Raw genomic sequence first — 18,006 nt, 5'->3', positions numbered from 1 at the left:
TGCAGCAGGATATGACCGGGACGAGCACCGTCGTCATAGGCGGGACCAAGGGTATCGGCCGCGCCAGCGTGATCCGCTTTGCCGAGGCCGGCGCGAAGGTGGTGTTCCAGGGGCGGGATCAGGCGGCGGCCGACGAGCTGATCGCGCGGTGCGCCGACCTGCCCGGCGAGGCGATCTTCGTGAATTCGGACCTGATGACCTATGAGGGCATCGAGGCGCCGATCGCGGAGGCGCACCGCCTGTTCGGCAGGGTCGATGTCGTCGTCGCGAGCGGCGGCCCGCGTGAGCCGCGGCCCAAGCTGTTCGTCGATATGGCGCCGGGCGACGGCATCGCGATGCTAGAAAGCCGGCTGATGCCACGCCTCAACGCGCTGCACGCGTCGGTGAAATTCATGCGCGACCAGGGGCACGGCAAGATCATCCTGGTCACCACCGATGCCGCGCGCATCCCGACGCCCAGCGAATCGATGATCGGCGCGGCCGGGTCGGTCGTGATGTTCCTCACCCAGTCGCTGGCGCAGGAGCTCGGCCGGCTGGGCATCCGCGTCAACGCGGTCGCGACGACGCTGACGACCGGCACGCCCCCCTATGACGCCTATCTGAAGGCGGTCGAGAGCGGATCGGGCGAGGTGATCGTCAAGGCGTTCAAGAAGGTCGAGAGCAAGGTCGCCTTCCGCATCAACGCGGCGGAGGACCTCGCCGACTACATCTTCTTCCTCGCCGGCCCGCATTCCGACCAGATCTCGGGATCGACGATGAGCATCAACGGCGGCCTGTCCTTCCCCCGCTACTGACCGGAGTCGTTGCCGCCATGCAGTTTTCCGAAGAGATCGAAGCGTTCCGCGAGACCGTCCGGCGGATCGGCGAGGACCATGTCGCCCCGATCGTGGCCGATCTGGAGCGCACCGACCGCTTCCCGCACGAACTGGTCGAGGTGTTCGGCGACGCCGGCCTGCTCCAGCTGTGGCTGCCTGAGGAATATGGCGGGCCGGGCGGCAACCTGACGCTGGTGTGCATCGCAAAGGAGGAACTGGCGAAATTCTCGCTCGCCGCCTCCACATTGTGCGCCAACAATTCGATCTCGTTCGTGCTGCCCATCCTGAATTTCGGGTCGGAAGAACAGAAGGCGCGCTGGCTGCCCGAGGCGGCGAAGGGCCGGCTCGTCTCGGCGATCGGCATGACCGAGCCGCAGGCCGGATCGGACGTCATGTCGATGAAGACGCGCGCCGTGCGCGACGGCGACAGCTATGTCATCAACGGCCAGAAGATCTGGATCACCTGGGGCGGGGACGCCGACTATGTCCTGCTGTTCGCCAAGACCGGCGAACGCGCGATCACCCCGTTCATCGTGGATACCAAGACCCCCGGCTTTCAGCGCGGGCGTCAGGAACACAAGCTGGGGCGGCACGGATCGCCGAGTTACGAGCTGTATTTCGAGGACATGCGCGTCCCCGCCGACTGCCGGCTGGGCGAGGAGGGCCAGGGCTTCAAGGCCTGCATGAACATCCTCGACCTCAACCGTCCGACGATCGCGGCGTCGTCGCTCGGGCTGGCGCAGGGCGCGCTCGACTATGCGCTGCAGTACAGCAAGCAGCGCCATCAGTTCGGCCGCCCGATAGCCGATTTCCAGGGGATGCAGTTCAAGCTGGCCGACATGGCGATCCAGACCGAAGCCGCCCGCAACATGCTCTATTCCGTCGCACAGGAGATCGATTCGGGCGATCACAGCCGCCTGAACCTGATGGCGTCGATGGCGAAATGCTTCGTGACCGACGTCGCCATGAACGTGACGATCGAGGGCGTGCAGGTGCTCGGCGGCTACGGCTATTCGACCGAATATCCGATGGAACGCTACATGCGCGACGCCAAGGTCAACCAGATCATCGAGGGCACCAACGAGATTCACCGGATGATCGTGGCACGCCGCATGCTGGCCGACTGAACGGTGTCGCCGGCCTCTGTCCCGGCAGTCTACATGCGCGGCGGCACCAGCCGCGCGCTGATCTTCCACGAACGCGATCTGCCGCTGGTCGGCGCGGATGGCGACACGTCGGCCCGCGACGCGATCTTCTGCGCCGCGATCGGCGCCCCGGACCCCAACGGGCGCCAGTTGAACGGGCTGGGCGGCGGTGTCACCTCGCTGTCGAAGGTCGCGATCGTCGGCCCGCCGAGCCGCCCTGACGCCGACGTCGACTATACGTTCGGGCAGGTCGGCGTCACCGCGCCGACGGTCGGCTACCGCGGCAACTGCGGCAACATCTCGGCGGCGATCGGGCCGTTCGCGGTTGACGAGGGGCTGGTTGCGCGCGGCGACGGCGATGCCGTAGTCACGATTCACAACACCAATACCCGCAAGCTGATCCGCGCGCGTTTTCCGGTCCGGGGCGGACGGGCGGTTTCCGCAGGCGATTTCGCGATAGACGGGGTGGCGGGCACCGGCGCCCGGATCGAGCTGGCGTTTCTCGATCCCGGCGGCGCGGCGACCGGACGCCTGCTGCCGACCGGCCACCGACGCGAGACGCTGGCGATCGCCGGATTCGGCGACATGGCCTGCTCGATCGTCGATGCCGCCAATCCGGTCGTGTTCGTCGCCGCCGCCAGCCTTGGCCTGAACGGTATGGAACGCCCCGCCGATCTGGGCGCCGATGCCGCGCTGATGGCTGCGCTGCACGCGATTCGCGCCGCCGGCGCGGTCGCCGCGGGAATGATCGGCACGCGGGCGGACGCCGTCACGCTGTTGCCCAACCTGCCGCTGGTGGCACTGGTATCGCCCGCGCCCGACGACGCCGGGGACGCCCGCGGTCTGACCGTTCGGATGATCTCGGCCGACCAGCCGCACGGCGCAAGCCCGCTGACCGGCGCGATCTGCGCTGCGGTCGCCGCCGAGCTGGCCGGCACGATCGTCCGCGAACTCGTCGGGCCGGACGCCGCCGCCGGACGTCCGCTGACCCTGTATCATCCGACCGGCACCCTGTCGGTCGCCGCGCATGTCGTCGATCACGGCGATACGCCGACCGTGCACGAGGGGATCGTGCACCGCACCGCGCGGCGGCTGATGGACGGGATGGTGTACTTGGGGTAGCTCCGCCGCCAGTCGACGCCGCAGGCGCCCCCGATCCCGGCGGCATCCCGGCGATCATCCTGCTCGTCCTGGTGTGCGCGACGCTGTCGAGCACCTTGCCGATCCACCTGCTGGTCCCGGTGCTGCCGCAGGTACAGGGCGACCTGGGTATCGGCCCGGCCAGCGTGCAGTGGGCGATCACCGCCTATCTGGTCGGCTTGGCCGGGGGCCAGCTGATCCTCGGCCCGCTATCCGACGGAATCGGCCGCAAACCGGTCCTGCTCGCCGGGATGGCGCTCTATTGCGCGGCGACGATCGGTGTGGCGGGGGCGCAGGACCTCGTCCAGCTGGTCGGCGCGCGTCTGCTCCAGGGTATCGGCGGCTGCGCCGGCCTGGTGCTCGGTCGCGCCATGGTCCGTGACCTGTCGCAGGCCCGGTCGTCGACGCGCTCGCTGGCGCTGCTGAGCACGGCGATGAGCCTGTCGCCGGGACTGGCCCCGGTGATCGCGACGATCGTGGCGCCGGCGATCGGCTGGCGCCACATGCTGCACGCGCTGGCCGCGGTGATGGCGGTCCTGCTGATCGTCGCGACAATCGTCCTGCCCGAGACGTGGCGCGGCCGGCGCGACGGCCTGTCCGCCGACCTGCGCGCCTATGCCAGCGTTCTTCGCGATGCGACCTTCCTGCGCATCTGCCTCGGCGGCGCGTGCATGACCACCGGCATGTACGCCTTCGTCGCCAACGCCGCCTATATCCTGAACGACAGCTTCGGCGTGCCGCTCACCCGGTCGGGGCCGTTCTATTTCGTCATCATGACGAGCATCACCGTCGGCGGTCTGAGCATGATCGCGCTCGGCCCCAGAATCCGGTCGGCGTCCAGGCTGGCGGCGATCGGCGCGGCCATGCTCGTCGCCGGCCTTGCCTCGATCGCCGCCAGCCGCATGCCGACTCACCCATTGTCGCTCTACATGGCCGCGATCATGGCGTTCGGACTGCTGGTGGGGATCGCGAGCCCGATCGCGATGTCCGCCGCGCTCGAAGCCGTGCCGGGGCGAACCGGCGCTGCGTCGGGCGTCTACGGAAGCTGCCAGATGTTGTTGGGCGCGGTGCTCGTCGCGACATTGGGGATCTTACCAGGACCGCCCGAAATCGCGACCGGCATCACGCTGGTTCTCGCGAGCGTGGTCGCTATCCTTTGCTTCCACTTCCGGCGTGGGTTAGGATACGATAGGTCCGCTGATCGCGCGGAATGATCGGCGAACAGGGGGAAGAAGATGGACAGTGGCAAGGCGCGGGCAACCCCGTCCTTCAGTGCCGTACGGACGAAGCGCGCCTTTGAAGCCGTCACCGACCAGATCCGGACCCAGCTTGCCAACGGCCTGCTGCGCCAGGGTGACCGGCTGCCCGCCGAACGCGAGCTGGCGGAACAGTTCGGCCTGAGCCGCAACACCGTGCGCGAGGGGCTGCGCGCGCTCGAGGTGGCGGGGCTCGTCGAGCTCAAGAAGGGCGCGACCGGCGGTGCATTTATCCGGCGTGGCCAGGCGGAAGTGGTCGTCTCAAGCTTTTCGGACCTCTATCGGCTGGGCGCGATCCGCGCCGAGCACCTGACCGAGGGGCGGCTGATCGTCGGCACCGCCGTGACGCGGCTGGCGTGCCAGCGCGCCACGCTGGAGGACATCGACCTGCTCCAGGAGAATGTCGACGACAGCGCGGGAAGCGACGCGCAGACCGCGCTGTCTGTGAACCTCGACTTCCACCGGCTGCTCGCCCGCGCGACGAGCAACCCTGTGCTCATCGTGCTGACCGACGCGCTGATCGGCGTGCAGCGCGAGCTGTTGAAGATCTACGAACCTGCGTCCCAGATCGACGTGATCGCCTCGCGGCGGCGCCTGCTCACCCACCTGCGCTCGCGCGACGAGGTCGCGGCGGTGAGCGAGATGGAACAGCATCTGCGCCTGCTCCAGTCGCATTACCTGGAGGAGGACTTCCGCTACCGCCGCCGCGTCGCCGCCGAGGCCAAGGCGGCCGGCGAGGCGGCCAGCGACGAGGCCTGAACCGCGCCGCGCTCAGCGGCCGCCAAACGCGATCGGCAGCGCGCGGAGCCCGTTGACGAACGTCGACTTTATCATCGCCGGCGGTCCGTTGGGCCGTACCCAGTCCAGCCGCGGCAGCAACTCGCTGAACAGCGCATCGAGTTCGATCTTCGCGAGGTGCTGGCCCAGGCAGACGTGCGCGCCGTATCCGAACGCCAGCTGGCGATTGAGCGGCCGCCGGATGTCGAAGCTGTCGGCGTCGTCGAACACAGCCGCGTCGCGATTGCCTGACGCGTAGCAGAGCATCAGCCAGTCGCCCTCGCGAATCTGCTGTCCCCCCACTTCGGCATCGCGGGTGGCGGTACGCATGAACGTCTTCACCGGGGTTCCGAAACGGATGCCCTCCTCGATGAAGCCCGGCAGCAAGGCGGGGTCGGCCTTCAGTTCCTCCAGCAGGCCGGGGCGCTCGGCCAGCGCGCGCATCAACGTCGCGACCGATGACGAGGTCGTGTCGTGCCCCGCCGTCGCCAGGATGATGAAATAGCCGGACGCATGGAAATCGCTGATCGGCTCGCCGAAGATCTCGCTGTTGGCGATGATGCTCGCCAGGTCGTCGCGCGGCGTCTGGCGGCGATCGTGCGTGAGCGCGACGAAATAGTCGCGAAGCTCGCCGATGCTGACCAGCAACGCCGCGGCATGCGCGTCGGCATCGGCGCTGGTCTGCCCGCGGACGACATCGGGGTCCTGCGGCGCGAACACTTCCTGCGCCAGCCGCAGGATGCGCGGGAAATCCTCCTCCGGCACGCCGATGATCTCCATCACCACGCGCAGCGGATAATGGACCGCGACATCGGCGGCGAAATCGCAGCTTCCTCCCGTCGCGAACATCGCGTCGATCGTGCGTTTCGCGATCGAGCGGACATGCTCCTCACGAGCGCGCAGGTTCTTCGGCATGAAATAGCTCTGCGTCACCTTGCGATAGGCACGATGTTCGTCGCCATCCATCTGGATCAGCGAGTTGCCGATGTGCGGGCTGCCGCCCGTGCGCTCGCGAATCTTGCGGTCGGAGGCCTGGGTGACCAGGATCAGTTGGCCCCGCGCGTTGCTGAACGTCGCGTTGTCGCGACTGACCGCCAGGATGTCGGCATGGCGGGTGATCGCCCAGAAGGGGTCATAGCCGTCGCAGATCGCCTTGCCGACCGGCATGGCATCGCGCATCCAGCGATACGCATCGAAAATCCGGTCGTCGGCGTAGGCGGCCGGGTCAACCAGCGTGTTCGCCACATGTGCGGGCAAGATCGCGTTCATATCCTCTCCTGGGGTTCGATCCGTCTTGCGGACCAGCTTATCGTGGCATAATGGTTGATCCATAGACAAGCAATGAGGGAGCGTCGCTCCATGTATAACAGCGGCGTCGCGCCGGCACTCCCGTTTATCGCGCTCGATTCCGGCCACCCCCGTCTGGCCGGCGTCCGGTGTCGCACCTGCGACACGCGCTTCGCGGGCGGCCGCCTGGCCTGCGCGCGCTGTGGCGGGCGTGACTTCGATGCCGTCACCCTCGCCGAACGCGGCACCGTGCGGCAGTTTACCGTGGTGCACCGCAGCTTTCCCGGGGTACGTACGCCGTTCGTCGCTGCGGTTGTCGAGATGGCGGACGGCGTGGCGTTCCAGGGCACGGTGGAAGGGGTAAGGCCCGATCCGGCGGACATCCCCTTCGGCCTGCCTGTCAGGATCGATTATCGCGAGGTCGCGGGCGACGCCGGCCAGACCTTCGTCAGCTATGTCTTCGTCCCCGATCGGGAGGCCGCGTGATGGCGGACATCTATATCGTCGGGATCGACATGATCCCGTTCGGCCGCTTTCCCGATCGCAGCGCCGCCGACATGGGGGCGGAGGCTGCGCTTCTCGCGCTCGACGACGCCGGCCTGTCGATCACCGACATGCAGGCGTTGTATTGCGGCAACATGTTCCTCGCCAGCAAGATGGTCGGCCAGCGGATCCTGGGCCAGATCGGGCAGACCGGCATTCCCGTCGTCAACACCGCCAACGCCTGCGCGACCGGCGCGACGGCGTTTCGCGAAGGCGTCATCGGAATCAAGGCGGGCCTGTACGATCTGGTGCTCGCGGTCGGCGTGGAGAAGATGGGCAAGGGCCTGCTCGGCGGCGGCGACCGCACCGACGGGTTCGTCGAGGAGGGCGCGTTCGGGTCCAAGACGATGCCGGCCACCTTCGCCCAGATCGGCATGGAACATCACCGGCGTTACGGGACGACGTTCGAGCAATTCGCCAAGGTTGCAGTGAAGAACCACCACCACGCCACCTTCAACCCCAAGGCGATGTATCGCACCGAGACACCTCTGGAAATGGTGATGGGCGCCGACATGATCGCCTATCCGAACACCAAGCTGATGTGTTCGGTGAATGTCGACGGCGCCGCGGCGGCGGTGATCGCATCGGAGGCGGCGGTCCGGCGGCTGGGACTGGCCGATCGCGCGGTGCGCGTGCGCGCGTCGGAACTGATGACCAATCCGTTCAACCCGATCGAAAGTGCGCTGCCCGATTTCAGCACGGTCACGCGCAACTGCGCGGCGGCGGCGTACGAGGCGGCGGGTCTTGGCCCGAACGACCTCGACCTGGTCGAGCTGCACGACTGTTTCGCGACCGCCGAGATCGTCCATTACGAAAATCTCGGCCTTTGCGCGGATGGCGACGCGGGTCGCATGATCGACAGCGGCGACGCCGCGCTGGGCGGCCGCATCCCGGTGAACGTGTCGGGCGGGTTGCTGTCGAAAGGGCATCCGCTCGGCGCGACCGGGATCGCCAATCTGTACGAAGTCGCCACCCATCTGCGCGGCACCGCCGGTGCGCGGCAGGTCGAGGGCGCGCGGATCGGCCTGACCCATGTCGTCGGCGGCGGCCACGACCAGGGCAGCGCGTGCGTGGTCCATATTCTTGAAAAGGCGTAGACGCCGAACCTTCGCAGAGGAATTTCCATGGAAAATGGTGCAGGCCGGACCGGGGGCGACCTCGTCGCCGAAACGCTGAAGCAGGCCGGGGTGGATCGCGCCTTCGTGCTCCATGGCGGCCATCTCGAATCGCTGTTCCACGGGTGCATCGATCAGGACATCGAACTGATCGACTTCCGCCACGAAGCGTCCGCCGGCCACGCCGCCGACGCCTATGCCCGGCTGACCGGCAAGCTCGGCGTATGCATCGTCACCGCCGGGCCGGGCTTCACCAACGTCCTGTCGGCGATCTCGAACGCGAACCTCGACGGATCCCCGGTGCTGTTCATCGTCGGTGCGTCGCCGACCCGCGAGCGCGAGACGAACGAACTGCAGGGCGGTTTCGACCAGCTTGCCGTCGCCCGTCCGCTCGCCAAATGGGCGACGACCGTGCTGGTCACCGAACGCATGGCCGACATCACCGCGATGGCGATCCGCCAGGCGATGACCGGGCGGAAAGGCGCGGTGCTGCTCGAACTGCCGATCGATGTGCTGCACCTGCCCGCCCCGGCGCGATCGACGGCCGGCTTCGGCGCCACGTTGCGCGTCAAGTCGGCGCCGACGACATCGCAGGTCAATGGCCTGCTCGACCTGCTCCAGCAGGCCGAACGACCGGTCGTGATCGCGGGGATGGAAGCGGGATTTTCCGGGGAGGCGGATCTGGTCCGCGCGTTCGCGGAAACCACGCGGACGCCGATCGTGTTCAAGCCGGCGGCCGAAGGGCTGCTGCACCACGCCCATCCGCTCCATGCGGGGCCGACCGGCGTGCTCGGCGCGCTGACCGCCAGCGGTCGTCCGCGGCCCGACGTCGTCGTGCTGCTGGGCGCGCGGATGGGGATGTGGCTGGGGGGACGATCGGGCGCGATGGTGCCCGCCGACGCCCGGGTGGCCCAGATCTGCGCCGACCCGACCGAAATGGGCCGCATCCGCGACATCGATGTCGCGATCGGTGCCGACATCAACGAAACCCTCGCCGCCGCGACGGCCGCGGCCAAGGGGCGTGACTGGGCGGCGCGCGACCCGTGGATCGACGAATTGCGGAACGCTCGCACAATCGCGCGCGGCGACTGGGGCGACGGCGAACTGCCCGATGGCCTGCACCCGTTCCACGCCGCGCACGCGGCTGTCGCCGCGGCCGGGCCGGACGCGGTGTTCGCACTCGACGGCGGCGAGGCCAATTCCTGGGCGCGCGAGGCGCTGCGCATGACCGGCTCGCACCGGGTGGCGGCGCCCGGTTATCTCGGCTGCCTGGGCATCGGCCAAGGCTTCGCGATCGGTGCGCAGATCGCCTATCCCGATCGCCGGGTGATGCTGCTGACCGGCGACGGGGCATTCGGCTTCAACATCCAGGAACTCGACACGATGGTGCAGAAGCGGCTGCCGGTCGTGTCGGTCGTGCTGAACAACAAGATGTGGGGCATGTCGCTCCACGGCCAGCAGATCATGTACGGACCCAATTACAGCGCGGTCAGCCGTCTGGGAGACACGCGCTACGCCGACATCGCCAGAGCCTTCGGCTGCTTCTCGGCGCGGATATCGCGACAGGAAGACATCGCACCGGCGGTCGAGGAGGCCTATGCCTCGGGCCTGCCCGGCGTGATCGAATTGATGCTGGCCGATGTCGTCAACCCGCGCACGGTCCAGGCGCTGGGCAAGACCGACGATCCGTCGCTCATCACCATCCCCTATTACGAGAACGTGCCGGTCAATCCCTATGCGTGAGGTCGGCTAGGCGAGCCCGTCAAGGTCGCGCAGCTGCGCGCAGCCGCGGCGGGCCAGCGTCTGGAACACGCGGTCGCCGCGGTCGGACCGGCGCGCGCGGGACGAGGCGATCACGGCGGTGACGATGCTCTGGCACGCCTGGAACCGATAGTCGGCCCAGCACGCCGCCCACGGATAGTCGACCCCCAGATCGGTCAGGTGCCGATGATACAGCCGCACCAGCCGCTCCTCGTGCGCGCGGCGCGCCTCCTTCGTCAGGCCCGAACCGATAAAGAAGGCGACGTCGCTCATCCCGCAGCCGACGCACGCGGTCTGCCAGTCGAGGATCGCGGCCTCATCGCCGCCGCGCACGTCGAACAGGACATTGTCCACCCGCAGGTCGCCATGCTTCACGGTAAAGCGGTCGGGCGGTATCGCGAAGAACTCGTCCAGCCGCGTGCCGACCCGGCGACACATCTCGATATCGCGGGGATCGAGCACACCGGCGTAGCGTTCGGCGAACGTCGCCAGGCATTCGGGATACATCTCCGCCAGCCGTGCCGACTGCCGCGTCCTCGACATCAGCCAGTCGATGTTCAGCAGCGCGGGGTCGTTCCAGCGAAACGCATGCAGCCTGGCTGCCTGGACGATCACCTTCTCGGTATCCTCCACCGAGCAGCCCGCGACCTGATCCTCGACGCGTGCCGGCGCGAGATCCTCGAGCAGCAGGACGAAGTCGCCGGTCGCCGCATCATGTTCGGCAAGATAGGGTCGCGGGACGCGCGCAGTCATGCCGGGCGCCATGTCCTGATAGAAGCGCACCTCGTTCAGATAGATGCCGTGCCGGATGCCGGTCGTCCGGCTATGCTCGTCGCGCGCGGGGAACTTGGCGACCAGCGTTGCGGGCGCGTCGGTCGGGCCATCGAAGCCGAGCGTGAACCTGATATTCTCGCTCAGCATACCAACGCCGACCGGGCTGGAAGCGATGTCGGTGACCCGCGCGTCGCCGAGCCGGCCGGACCGTTGCAGCGCGGCGGTCATCCAGTCGGCGGTGACGTCCTCGGGTGTGGTCGGAATCATGATCGGCGCCGCCTCCATTCCCGCCCGCCCTCCGGTCACCAGCCGCACTCGCGCAGGAACGCGATCAGCGCGGCATTCACCGCCTCTGGCGCTTCCTGCTGCACCCAGTGGCCGGCGCCGTCGATCAGCAGGGTGTCGGTCAGACGAGGCGCGACGTCGCGCATGTTCTCGACGGCGGACCGGCGCCATTGCAGGACGGGGTCCTCCGTACCGGTGACGAACAGGACCGGCACGCTCAGCGGCATGCCGTGGAACGGCGCGAGCAGCTCCCAATTGCGGTCGAGGTTGCGATACCAGTTGAGCGGGGCGCGAAAGCCGCGGGCACGATACGCCGCCACGTAGAAGTCCAGATCCAGCGACGTCATCCACTGGTGATCGCCGGCCGGCTCCAGGCTTCCGACCAGATCGCCGTCGCGAACCACGCCAAGCCACTGGCGACCCTTGCCGGGGCTTCCCGACCAGTTCCAGATCAGACGCGACAGCGTCGCCGCCACGTCGCGGTCCATATTCGCTTCGGCTGTTCCCGGGCGCTGGAAATAGAGTTGGTAGAAATCGTCCATACCCGCCCGGCGCCCGGCCTCGACCACGCTGACATCGCCACGCGGGACATAGGGGATGGACAGCGTCGCCATCGCGACGAACAGATCGGGACGCAGCAGCGCGCAATTGTGGGCCACCGGTGCGCCCCAGTCGTGACCGACGACCACTGCGCGGTCAACGCCCATCGCGGCCAGAAGCCGCGTCATGTCGCCGACCAGGTGCAGCAACGTATAGGCATCGATCGCCTCGGGGGCGTCGGTGCTGCCATAGCCGCGCATGTCGGGCGCGATCACCCGGTACCCGGCGCTGGCGAGGGCGACGATCTGATGGCGCCACGAATACCAGCTTTCGGGAAAGCCGTGGCAGAGCAGGACGGCCGGTCCCGCACCCGCTTCGATCACATGCTGGCGGATGCCGTTGGCGAAGACGTGGTGTTCTCGGATGTCCAGCGCGGACTGGTCCGGCCATCCGACCGACGCCGCCGCCAGGCTCGAGGGGTCGGCGGCGCGCACCGTCACGCCTGCACGTCCGCGGCAGCGCGAGCCCCCTGAAGGAAATCGATTAGCGGCGCGTTGAACGCGTCGTTGGCATCCCCGGCGACCATATGTTCCGCGCGGTCGATGTTGACGAACCGCGCATGGGGCGCGAGCCGCAGGAACGCCTCGACCCCATCCATGCTGACCACGCGGCTCCCGCCGCCGCGAATGACCATTGTGGGGATGTCGAGTGCCTCGGCGGCGGCTTCGTGGCGCTGCAGGCGGACCCGCGCGTCGGGGCTGCGTGTCGTCAGCACCGCCGGATCCCAGTGCCACCGGTATCGCCCGTCGGCGCCAAGTCGCAGATTCTTGGACAAACCGGCCGGATTAGGCACCCGCTTGCGATTCGGCAGGAAGGCCGCGATCGCATGGGCCGCGGCGTCGAGAGATTCGAAGCCATCGGGATTGCCAGTCATAAACGCGAAGATCTCGGCGGTGCCTTCGCGTTCGACCCGCGGCACCACATCGACCAGCACCAGCCCTTGTACCTGCGGCGCCCGACGCTCGCCGGCGACGAGCAGCGAGGTCAGGCCGCCCATCGACGCACCGACCAGTACGGCCGGACCGATGGCTTCGAGCACGTCTTGCAGATCGTCGGCGAGCGCATCGACGTCGTACCGGCCATCATCCGCCCAAGCGCTGTCGCCGTGCCCACGCGCGTCGAGCGCAACCGCACGGAACCCGGCAGCGCCCAGAGACGAGATCGCCGCGCCCCAGCTGTGACGGGTCTGGCCGATACCATGCAGAAACAGAACCGAGGAGCCGCCCTGCGGTCCGGCCACAGACGCCGCGATCGTCATTCCGGCGCGGTTTGTGAAACTAATTCTCTCCATCGACTGGCAATCCACTTTGGCTTGATCGGCAGGCACCCGGTTAAGACCGGCGGCGTTCCCGATGTGATCGCTGGCATGTACCCGCGGAGCCGACAGACCTGCGCCGCGCATCCGATCGTTTCGCGCGATGCTTCGGGTATCGGCACGACCAATTTTTCGACTAAACAAGACCTATTGCTACGAGCCGCTGACGCGAACGGTTGGATAACACCAGTATCGGCAAAGCGGCTTTGGTGCAACCATAGGGCCATTAGGCCTATTATCTCACCGGTCTGGCGCAGGCAGCCGGCAAATGCTCGTGATCGTGCGTCAATCGCCGGAGCGCTTGTCCGGATGACCGATCAGCCCGAACGGTCGAGATGACGCGCGCACCACTCGTCGATCGCCCGCGTCGTCGCGGTGGGCTGTTCCAACATCAGATGGTGGCCGGCTGCGACGACCGCCTCAGTCAGGTTCGTGCAATCCTCTCGCATCGGCTTGGCGAGGTCCGATCGGACGGTTTCACATACCCAATCCCATTCCGCGTGAATGAACAGCGCTGGCAGATCGATGCGGCCGAAATTCCGGGCTTCGCGCGCGAAAGCGATGTTGGCGTCGTCGTTCATGTACCAGCTGTTCGGCCCCAGAAAGCCGGTATCGCGAAATTCCTCGGTCATTCGATCAAAGGCTGCACGCGGCAAGCAGGTGGTTTCCGGGGCGGTCGCCAGTTGCCGGCCGCCCAGCAGGCCCCCGCGCTGGCGAGTGGATGCGGAAGGAGCCACCTTGCCAATCCGGTCGTCGGTGGCGAACTGGAAGAACGCCGTGATGGCACCGGCCGGATCGGCGTGGAGCGCGGTCGCCGCCGCGCCGAAATGTTCCCGGTAGTAAAGCCAATAGTCCCACTGCCCGACCGGATACATATCAACCGGATACAGCGCGCGATCGATCAGCGAAACCAAGGCCGGCAGGCTGAAAGCTCGAGCAAAATATGGGACGCACAAGTTGACCACGCCCAGGCAGCGTTCGGGATGATGCGACGCCATCGACCAGGCGATCGGCGCGCCCCAATCATGTCCTACCCAGACTGCACGACCGCTCCCCAGCGCGTTGTGCAGTTCCACCATGTCATCGACGATCTCACGAACCGCATAAGCCGCGATCGCACGGGGCACCGAGGATTTGCCATATCCTCGCATCTGCGGTGCGACGCAGTGCCAACCCTGCGCCGCAAAATGCTCCATCTGATTGTGCCAGACCAGCGGCGATTCAGGCCACCCATGCATGAATATCATCAGTTGGCCCGTTGGATCGCCAATCGACAAATAGTTCGTGGTATGACGTTCAGAAATCACCAAATGCTCTGTTAGCATAACGCTACCTTGCTATGGCAATGCAGAAATATCGATATACTTGTGAGGTATCCGCTATATTGTACGCTGCCCGGGACGCACTAGCACCTTGACCGACGATGTCGCACAGGCCTGGACCTCGAAGGCGGCAGGCGCGTCGTCCAGGTCGACGACGTGGCTGACGAGTGGCGACAGGTCGATCGCGCGCCGCGTCAGCAGCTGCAATGCCTGTTCGAACTCCTGTTCGTAGCCAATCGTACCCATCACCCTGAGTTCGCCCAGCATGACCGACCGAATGTCGAACGGCATGTGACCGGGATAAGCGGATACCAGCACCAGGGCGCCGCCGTGGCGAAGCACCGCTAGGCCGCCGTCCAGCGTCGCCTGGATACCGGCGCAGTCGAACGCGATGTCGGCGTTGCCGTGGGTGCGCTTGTGCGACTGGCGTCCCGGCGGCCCGAACCGTTCCAGTACCAGCGGAAGCAGGGGGGTGTCCGCCGGATCGTGGACAGCATCGGCGCCCAGCGCCATCGCTCGCTCGCGGCGCAGGGGGCTGGGATCACTGACGACGATCCGCGATACACCGCGGTGGCGCAGGGCCGCGACCACGCACAGCCCGATCGGACCGGCGCCGAGCACCACGGCGCGCGTGCCTTCGTCGACCGGCGTCGCGCCTATCGCCCGCAGGCCGACCGCCAACGGTTCGACCAGGGCGGCCTGACGGTCGTCGAGATCGTCGGGCACGGCGTGGACATTGCTGCCCAGCACGGCATCGGGGACGCGGACATAATCCGCGAACGCGCCGTCGTGCGCGCCCAGTCCGATCCCGTTGACCATGGGGTTGACAACCAGACGGTCGCCCGGCGCGATCCCGGCCACGCCGCCGCCCACGGCGACGGCGTGGCCGACGAACTCGTGCCCCATCACCGCGCCCGGCGGCAGTCCTCCGTCCTTCCAGAAATGCAGGTCGCTGCCACAAATGCCGCAGGCGACGACCGCCAGCACGACGTCTCGCTCACCCGCGACCGGTCGCGGCGCCCGGTCGAGCGCGAGCCGCCCGTTGCCCGTCCACCGCAGCACCCGCTGGCTCGCCATCGCCGTCACGCCCGGCGCAGGCCGGGCTGTCCGCTATGCGCGGTCCGTCCACCGTCCGCCGCGATCACCGCGCCGGTGACGAACGAGGCCGCGTCCGACGCCAGGAACGCCACCACCTCGGCAATCTCGTGCGGTCGGCCGGCCCGTCCCAGGGCGACGGTTTCCGCCCAGCGGGCATAGGTGGCCGGGTCGGCGCGGAGCGCGCCGGTCAGCGGGGTGTCGATCAATCCGGGGCAGACGACGTTGGCCCTGATGTTGTCCTGGCCGTAATCGAGCGCGAGCGACCGCGTCAGGTTGACGACCGCCGCCTTGCTCGCGTTGTACGCTGCCATGCCGTAATCGCCGTACAGGCCCGATATCGAGGCGGTGTTGACGATCGCTCCCCCGCCGCCGCGCCGCAGATGCGGGATCGTCGCGCGGCACATCAGGAACACCGAGCGGACGTTCACCGCCATCACCTGATCCCAGCGCTCGGCGGCGAGCGTGTCGACCCCGCCCGAGCCGCCGATGCCGGCGTTGTTGAACACGATGTCGAGCCGGCCGAACCGCGCGACGACATCGGCGACGCAGGCGGCGACCGATTCCTCGTCGGACACATCGCACCGGAAGGAGGCGGCATCGCCATCGTCCACGCCGGGATCGACGGCGAGATCCGCGATCGCGACCCTGGCGCCGCGGTGCCGCATCAGATCGGCGGTCGCAGCGCCGATTCCCGACGCGCCGCCGGTGACCAGCGCGACCTTTCCGATGAGATCGAAGGATGATCCGCTCATAAGTTCCTCCCGTCTATATTGCCGGGCGCAGCATGAAGCCGCCCAGGAATTCGGTCAGCCGGTCGCCCGCATCCAGCGGTAGCACCGCGGCGACATATTGGTCGGGCCGGACCAGCACCATGCATCCGGCGCCCCTGTCGATACCGCGCAGATCGTAGATGTCGCGCCCGCCGGCCGGATCCGCGCAGAACAGCTTCTCATAGTCGCGCAGCCCGAAACGGCCCTTCGCCGGCAGCAGCAGACTCGGCATGGTGTCGATGTCGAGTGAGCGGTGCGGCTGCTGGAACACCGCCCGCACGTCGATCACGCTGTCCGGATCGGCAGCGACGGGCGTGAACAGTCGCACGGGCGACCTGTCCGATGCGAGGAAATCGCAGGCGGCGGCCAGGCGCGACGACGGCGCGGTCGGATCGCCGGCATCGCCGAACAGGAACAGTCGCCAGCGACCGTCGGCCTTGATGACATGGCCCAGCTCGATCGGCTTCGCATCGGCCAGGCGGATAACCGGCGCCGAATGGAAGCGCATTCCGAGCGGGAAGCCGCGTGCCAGCGTCTGATCCGAAGGCTCCATGCAAAGCAGCGATGGCGCATAGCGTGTCGCCGTTCCGGCGGTGAACCGGCCTTGCCTGACGAAATAACGCTGGAACTCGGCGGGATCGATCGCGCCCGGCGCGGAGACGTCCGCGCCGTCGGCCGGCTGGGCGCTGAACATCCGGGCGAAGTCGCGATCGAAGTCGATCAATTCCTTGGCGACCGCGCGCCGCTCGGCCGAATAGCTGTGCAGGATCACGGGATCGCATTGCCCGCGCAGCACCGCAGCGACCTTCCAGCCGAGGTTGAAGCCGTCCTGCATCGACACGTTCATGCCCTGGCCGGCTTTCGGGCTGTGCGTATGGCAGGCGTCGCCGGCGATGAACACGCACGGGGCGCGGCGGCTTGCCTCAGCGTCGGCGATGTCGTCGAACTTGTCGGTCAGGCGCTGGCCGATCTCGTAGATCGACCACCAGGCCACCTGCTTCACGTCGAGCGTATAGGGGTGGAGAATGCGCCGGGCCGTCGCGACCAGCGTGTCGACCGTGATCCCGCGATCGGCGACCCGCTCGTCCTCGCCCAGTTCATCAAGTTCGATGTAGAGGCGGACCAGATACCCGCCCTCGCGCGGGATGATGAGCGCGCTTCCCTCGCTGGCGGAATGGATCACGGCCTTCAGCCGGACGTCGGGGAAATCGGTGACAGCCAGCACGTCCATCACGCCCCAGGCCTGGTTGGCCGAATCGCCGTGCAGCCTCCGGCCGAGCGCCTGGCGCACCGCACTGCGCGCACCGTCGCAGCCGATCGCGAAGCGCGCCCGGATCGTGTGGATGTCGCCGTCGCGCGGGCCGCCGCGCCGGGCGAAGCGCGCCGTCACCGGATAGCGGACGGTACCGCCTTCCGCGGCGTCCGGCTCGATCTGCAGGTCGATCAGCTCATGGCCGTACCAGGGCACCAGCCCGGCCGGGCCGTTGCGCATCGTGTCGAGATAGAAATCGTGAACGCGCGCCTGGTTGAGGATGACGTGCGGAAACTCGGAGAGACCCGGTTCGGTATCCTCGATCCGCCCGCTGCGGACGATCCATTCGCGCCGGGCGGGATCGGGCTTCCAGAAGCAGGTCTCGTTGACCCAATAGGCTTCCTTCAGCACCCGTTCGCTGAAACCGAACGCCTCGAACATTTCCATCGTGCGGCAGGCGATCCCGTCCGCCTGGCCGAGCCGTAGCGGACCCGGTTTCCGTTCGACGACGCAGGTTCGGACGTCGGCGAAGGCGGCGAGCTGCGCGGCGATGGTCAGGCCCGCCGGTCCGGCGCCGACGACCAGTACGTCGGTTTCGTCAGGCAGCGCCGGCGGCGGCCCGGCGCGACCCGCGCCGGGCCGGACATCGGCGATCGCCGGATCGCCTTCCTTGAAACCATCGAGATGGAATTGCACCGCGCCCCCGCCCTCGTTTGGTCGCGGTTCAATAGCACGATAATCGCGGATTGCA

At 67.7% G+C, this 18,006-nt stretch carries 16 protein-coding genes; 8 read left to right on the top strand and 8 right to left on the bottom strand.

What is annotated here, in order from left to right:
* Window positions 1–11 precede the first annotated feature (11 nt).
* Genes VYI76_RS00620 through VYI76_RS00600 form a run of 5 tightly spaced genes read left to right on the top strand, consistent with a single transcriptional unit; the run spans window position 12 to window position 5,115 of the window.
* Window positions 12–794: an SDR family NAD(P)-dependent oxidoreductase gene (locus tag VYI76_RS00620; RefSeq protein WP_326522828.1), complete on the top strand. Its 783-nt coding sequence runs from the start codon at window positions 12–14 to the stop codon at window positions 792–794.
* 17 nt (window positions 795–811) lie between these two features.
* Window positions 812–1,942, top strand: a complete 1,131-nt coding sequence (locus VYI76_RS00615) for an acyl-CoA dehydrogenase family protein (protein ID WP_326522827.1) — start codon at window positions 812–814, stop codon at window positions 1,940–1,942.
* A gap of 3 nt (window positions 1,943–1,945) precedes the next feature.
* Window positions 1,946–3,082 carry a PrpF domain-containing protein gene (locus VYI76_RS00610; RefSeq protein WP_326522826.1) on the top strand — a complete coding sequence of 379 codons (1,137 nt, stop codon included), beginning with the start codon at window positions 1,946–1,948 and terminating at the stop codon, window positions 3,080–3,082.
* 44 nt (window positions 3,083–3,126) lie between these two features.
* Entirely contained in the window at window positions 3,127–4,314 is a 1,188-nt protein-coding gene (locus tag VYI76_RS00605) for a Bcr/CflA family efflux MFS transporter (protein ID WP_326522970.1), read from the top strand.
* Between the two features lie 21 nt (window positions 4,315–4,335).
* Window positions 4,336–5,115 carry a FadR/GntR family transcriptional regulator gene (locus VYI76_RS00600; RefSeq protein WP_326522825.1) on the top strand — a complete coding sequence of 260 codons (780 nt, stop codon included), beginning with the start codon at window positions 4,336–4,338 and terminating at the stop codon, window positions 5,113–5,115.
* 12 nt (window positions 5,116–5,127) lie between these two features.
* Here the strand turns inward: VYI76_RS00600 and VYI76_RS00595 are convergent, their stop codons facing one another.
* Window positions 5,128–6,402, bottom strand: coding sequence for a cytochrome P450 (locus tag VYI76_RS00595; RefSeq protein ID WP_326522824.1), 1,275 nt, complete (start codon window positions 6,400–6,402; stop codon window positions 5,128–5,130).
* A 90-nt stretch (window positions 6,403–6,492) separates the two neighbouring features.
* Between VYI76_RS00595 and VYI76_RS00590 the strand changes: the two genes are divergently transcribed.
* The 3 genes from VYI76_RS00590 to VYI76_RS00580 are packed head-to-tail and all read left to right on the top strand — an operon-like array spanning window position 6,493 to window position 9,821.
* Window positions 6,493–6,906, top strand: coding sequence for a Zn-ribbon domain-containing OB-fold protein (locus VYI76_RS00590; protein WP_326522823.1), 414 nt, complete (start codon window positions 6,493–6,495; stop codon window positions 6,904–6,906).
* Window positions 6,906–8,060 carry a thiolase family protein gene (locus VYI76_RS00585; protein ID WP_326522822.1) on the top strand — a complete coding sequence of 385 codons (1,155 nt, stop codon included), beginning with the start codon at window positions 6,906–6,908 and terminating at the stop codon, window positions 8,058–8,060. The genes VYI76_RS00590 and VYI76_RS00585 overlap by 1 nt, the downstream gene beginning before the upstream one ends.
* A gap of 27 nt (window positions 8,061–8,087) precedes the next feature.
* Window positions 8,088–9,821 carry a thiamine pyrophosphate-binding protein gene (locus VYI76_RS00580; protein ID WP_326522821.1) on the top strand — a complete coding sequence of 578 codons (1,734 nt, stop codon included), beginning with the start codon at window positions 8,088–8,090 and terminating at the stop codon, window positions 9,819–9,821.
* A gap of 6 nt (window positions 9,822–9,827) precedes the next feature.
* Here the strand turns inward: VYI76_RS00580 and VYI76_RS00575 are convergent, their stop codons facing one another.
* The 7 genes from VYI76_RS00575 to VYI76_RS00545 all read right to left on the bottom strand — a co-directional run bounded on the left by VYI76_RS00575 (window position 9,828) and on the right by VYI76_RS00545 (window position 17,951).
* Window positions 9,828–10,880 (bottom strand): phosphotransferase, encoded by a 1,053-nt coding sequence (locus VYI76_RS00575; RefSeq protein WP_326522820.1) that lies wholly within the window; start codon window positions 10,878–10,880, stop codon window positions 9,828–9,830.
* Window positions 10,881–10,915: 35 nt separating this feature from the next.
* Complete coding sequence (locus tag VYI76_RS00570) at window positions 10,916–11,938, bottom strand: alpha/beta fold hydrolase (RefSeq protein ID WP_326522819.1); 1,023 nt, start codon at window positions 11,936–11,938, stop codon at window positions 10,916–10,918.
* Window positions 11,935–12,756, bottom strand: coding sequence for an alpha/beta fold hydrolase (locus VYI76_RS00565; RefSeq protein WP_326522818.1), 822 nt, complete (start codon window positions 12,754–12,756; stop codon window positions 11,935–11,937). Before VYI76_RS00565 ends, VYI76_RS00570 begins: the two co-directional genes overlap by 4 nt.
* A 374-nt stretch (window positions 12,757–13,130) precedes the next feature.
* Window positions 13,131–14,120 (bottom strand): alpha/beta hydrolase, encoded by a 990-nt coding sequence (locus VYI76_RS00560; RefSeq protein ID WP_326522817.1) that lies wholly within the window; start codon window positions 14,118–14,120, stop codon window positions 13,131–13,133.
* 72 nt (window positions 14,121–14,192) lie between these two features.
* Window positions 14,193–15,212: a zinc-dependent alcohol dehydrogenase gene (locus VYI76_RS00555; protein ID WP_326522816.1), complete on the bottom strand. Its 1,020-nt coding sequence runs from the start codon at window positions 15,210–15,212 to the stop codon at window positions 14,193–14,195.
* A 5-nt stretch (window positions 15,213–15,217) separates the two neighbouring features.
* On the bottom strand, window positions 15,218–15,985 hold the full coding sequence (locus tag VYI76_RS00550; protein ID WP_326522815.1) for an SDR family NAD(P)-dependent oxidoreductase: 768 nt from the start codon (window positions 15,983–15,985) through the stop codon (window positions 15,218–15,220).
* A 13-nt stretch (window positions 15,986–15,998) separates the two neighbouring features.
* Window positions 15,999–17,951, bottom strand: coding sequence for an FAD-binding monooxygenase (locus VYI76_RS00545; RefSeq protein ID WP_326522814.1), 1,953 nt, complete (start codon window positions 17,949–17,951; stop codon window positions 15,999–16,001).
* Window positions 17,952–18,006 lie beyond the last annotated feature (55 nt).

Source organism: Sphingomonas sp., from assembly GCF_035910975.1.
Taxonomy (GTDB): Bacteria; Pseudomonadota; Alphaproteobacteria; order Sphingomonadales; family Sphingomonadaceae; genus Sphingomonas.
Note: the sequence above shows the minus strand (reverse complement) of the source record. Positions and strands in the feature narration are given on the sequence as shown.

Excerpts from the sequence above, each read along its gene's own strand:
- VYI76_RS00620 (WP_326522828.1), top strand. The coding sequence starts at position 12 with ATGACCGGGACGAGCACCGTCGTCATAGGCGGGACCAAGGGTATCGGC.
- VYI76_RS00615 (WP_326522827.1), top strand. The coding sequence starts at position 812 with ATGCAGTTTTCCGAAGAGATCGAAGCGTTCCGCGAGACCGTCCGGCGG.
- VYI76_RS00600 (WP_326522825.1), top strand. The coding sequence starts at position 4,336 with ATGGACAGTGGCAAGGCGCGGGCAACCCCGTCCTTCAGTGCCGTACGG.
- VYI76_RS00595 (WP_326522824.1), bottom strand. The coding sequence starts at position 6,402 with ATGAACGCGATCTTGCCCGCACATGTGGCGAACACGCTGGTTGACCCG.
- VYI76_RS00590 (WP_326522823.1), top strand. The coding sequence starts at position 6,493 with ATGTATAACAGCGGCGTCGCGCCGGCACTCCCGTTTATCGCGCTCGAT.
- VYI76_RS00585 (WP_326522822.1), top strand. The coding sequence starts at position 6,906 with ATGGCGGACATCTATATCGTCGGGATCGACATGATCCCGTTCGGCCGC.
- VYI76_RS00580 (WP_326522821.1), top strand. The coding sequence starts at position 8,088 with ATGGAAAATGGTGCAGGCCGGACCGGGGGCGACCTCGTCGCCGAAACG.
- VYI76_RS00575 (WP_326522820.1), bottom strand. The coding sequence starts at position 10,880 with ATGATTCCGACCACACCCGAGGACGTCACCGCCGACTGGATGACCGCC.
- VYI76_RS00565 (WP_326522818.1), bottom strand. The coding sequence starts at position 12,756 with ATGACGATCGCGGCGTCTGTGGCCGGACCGCAGGGCGGCTCCTCGGTT.
- VYI76_RS00555 (WP_326522816.1), bottom strand. The coding sequence starts at position 15,212 with ATGGCGAGCCAGCGGGTGCTGCGGTGGACGGGCAACGGGCGGCTCGCG.
- VYI76_RS00550 (WP_326522815.1), bottom strand. The coding sequence starts at position 15,985 with ATGAGCGGATCATCCTTCGATCTCATCGGAAAGGTCGCGCTGGTCACC.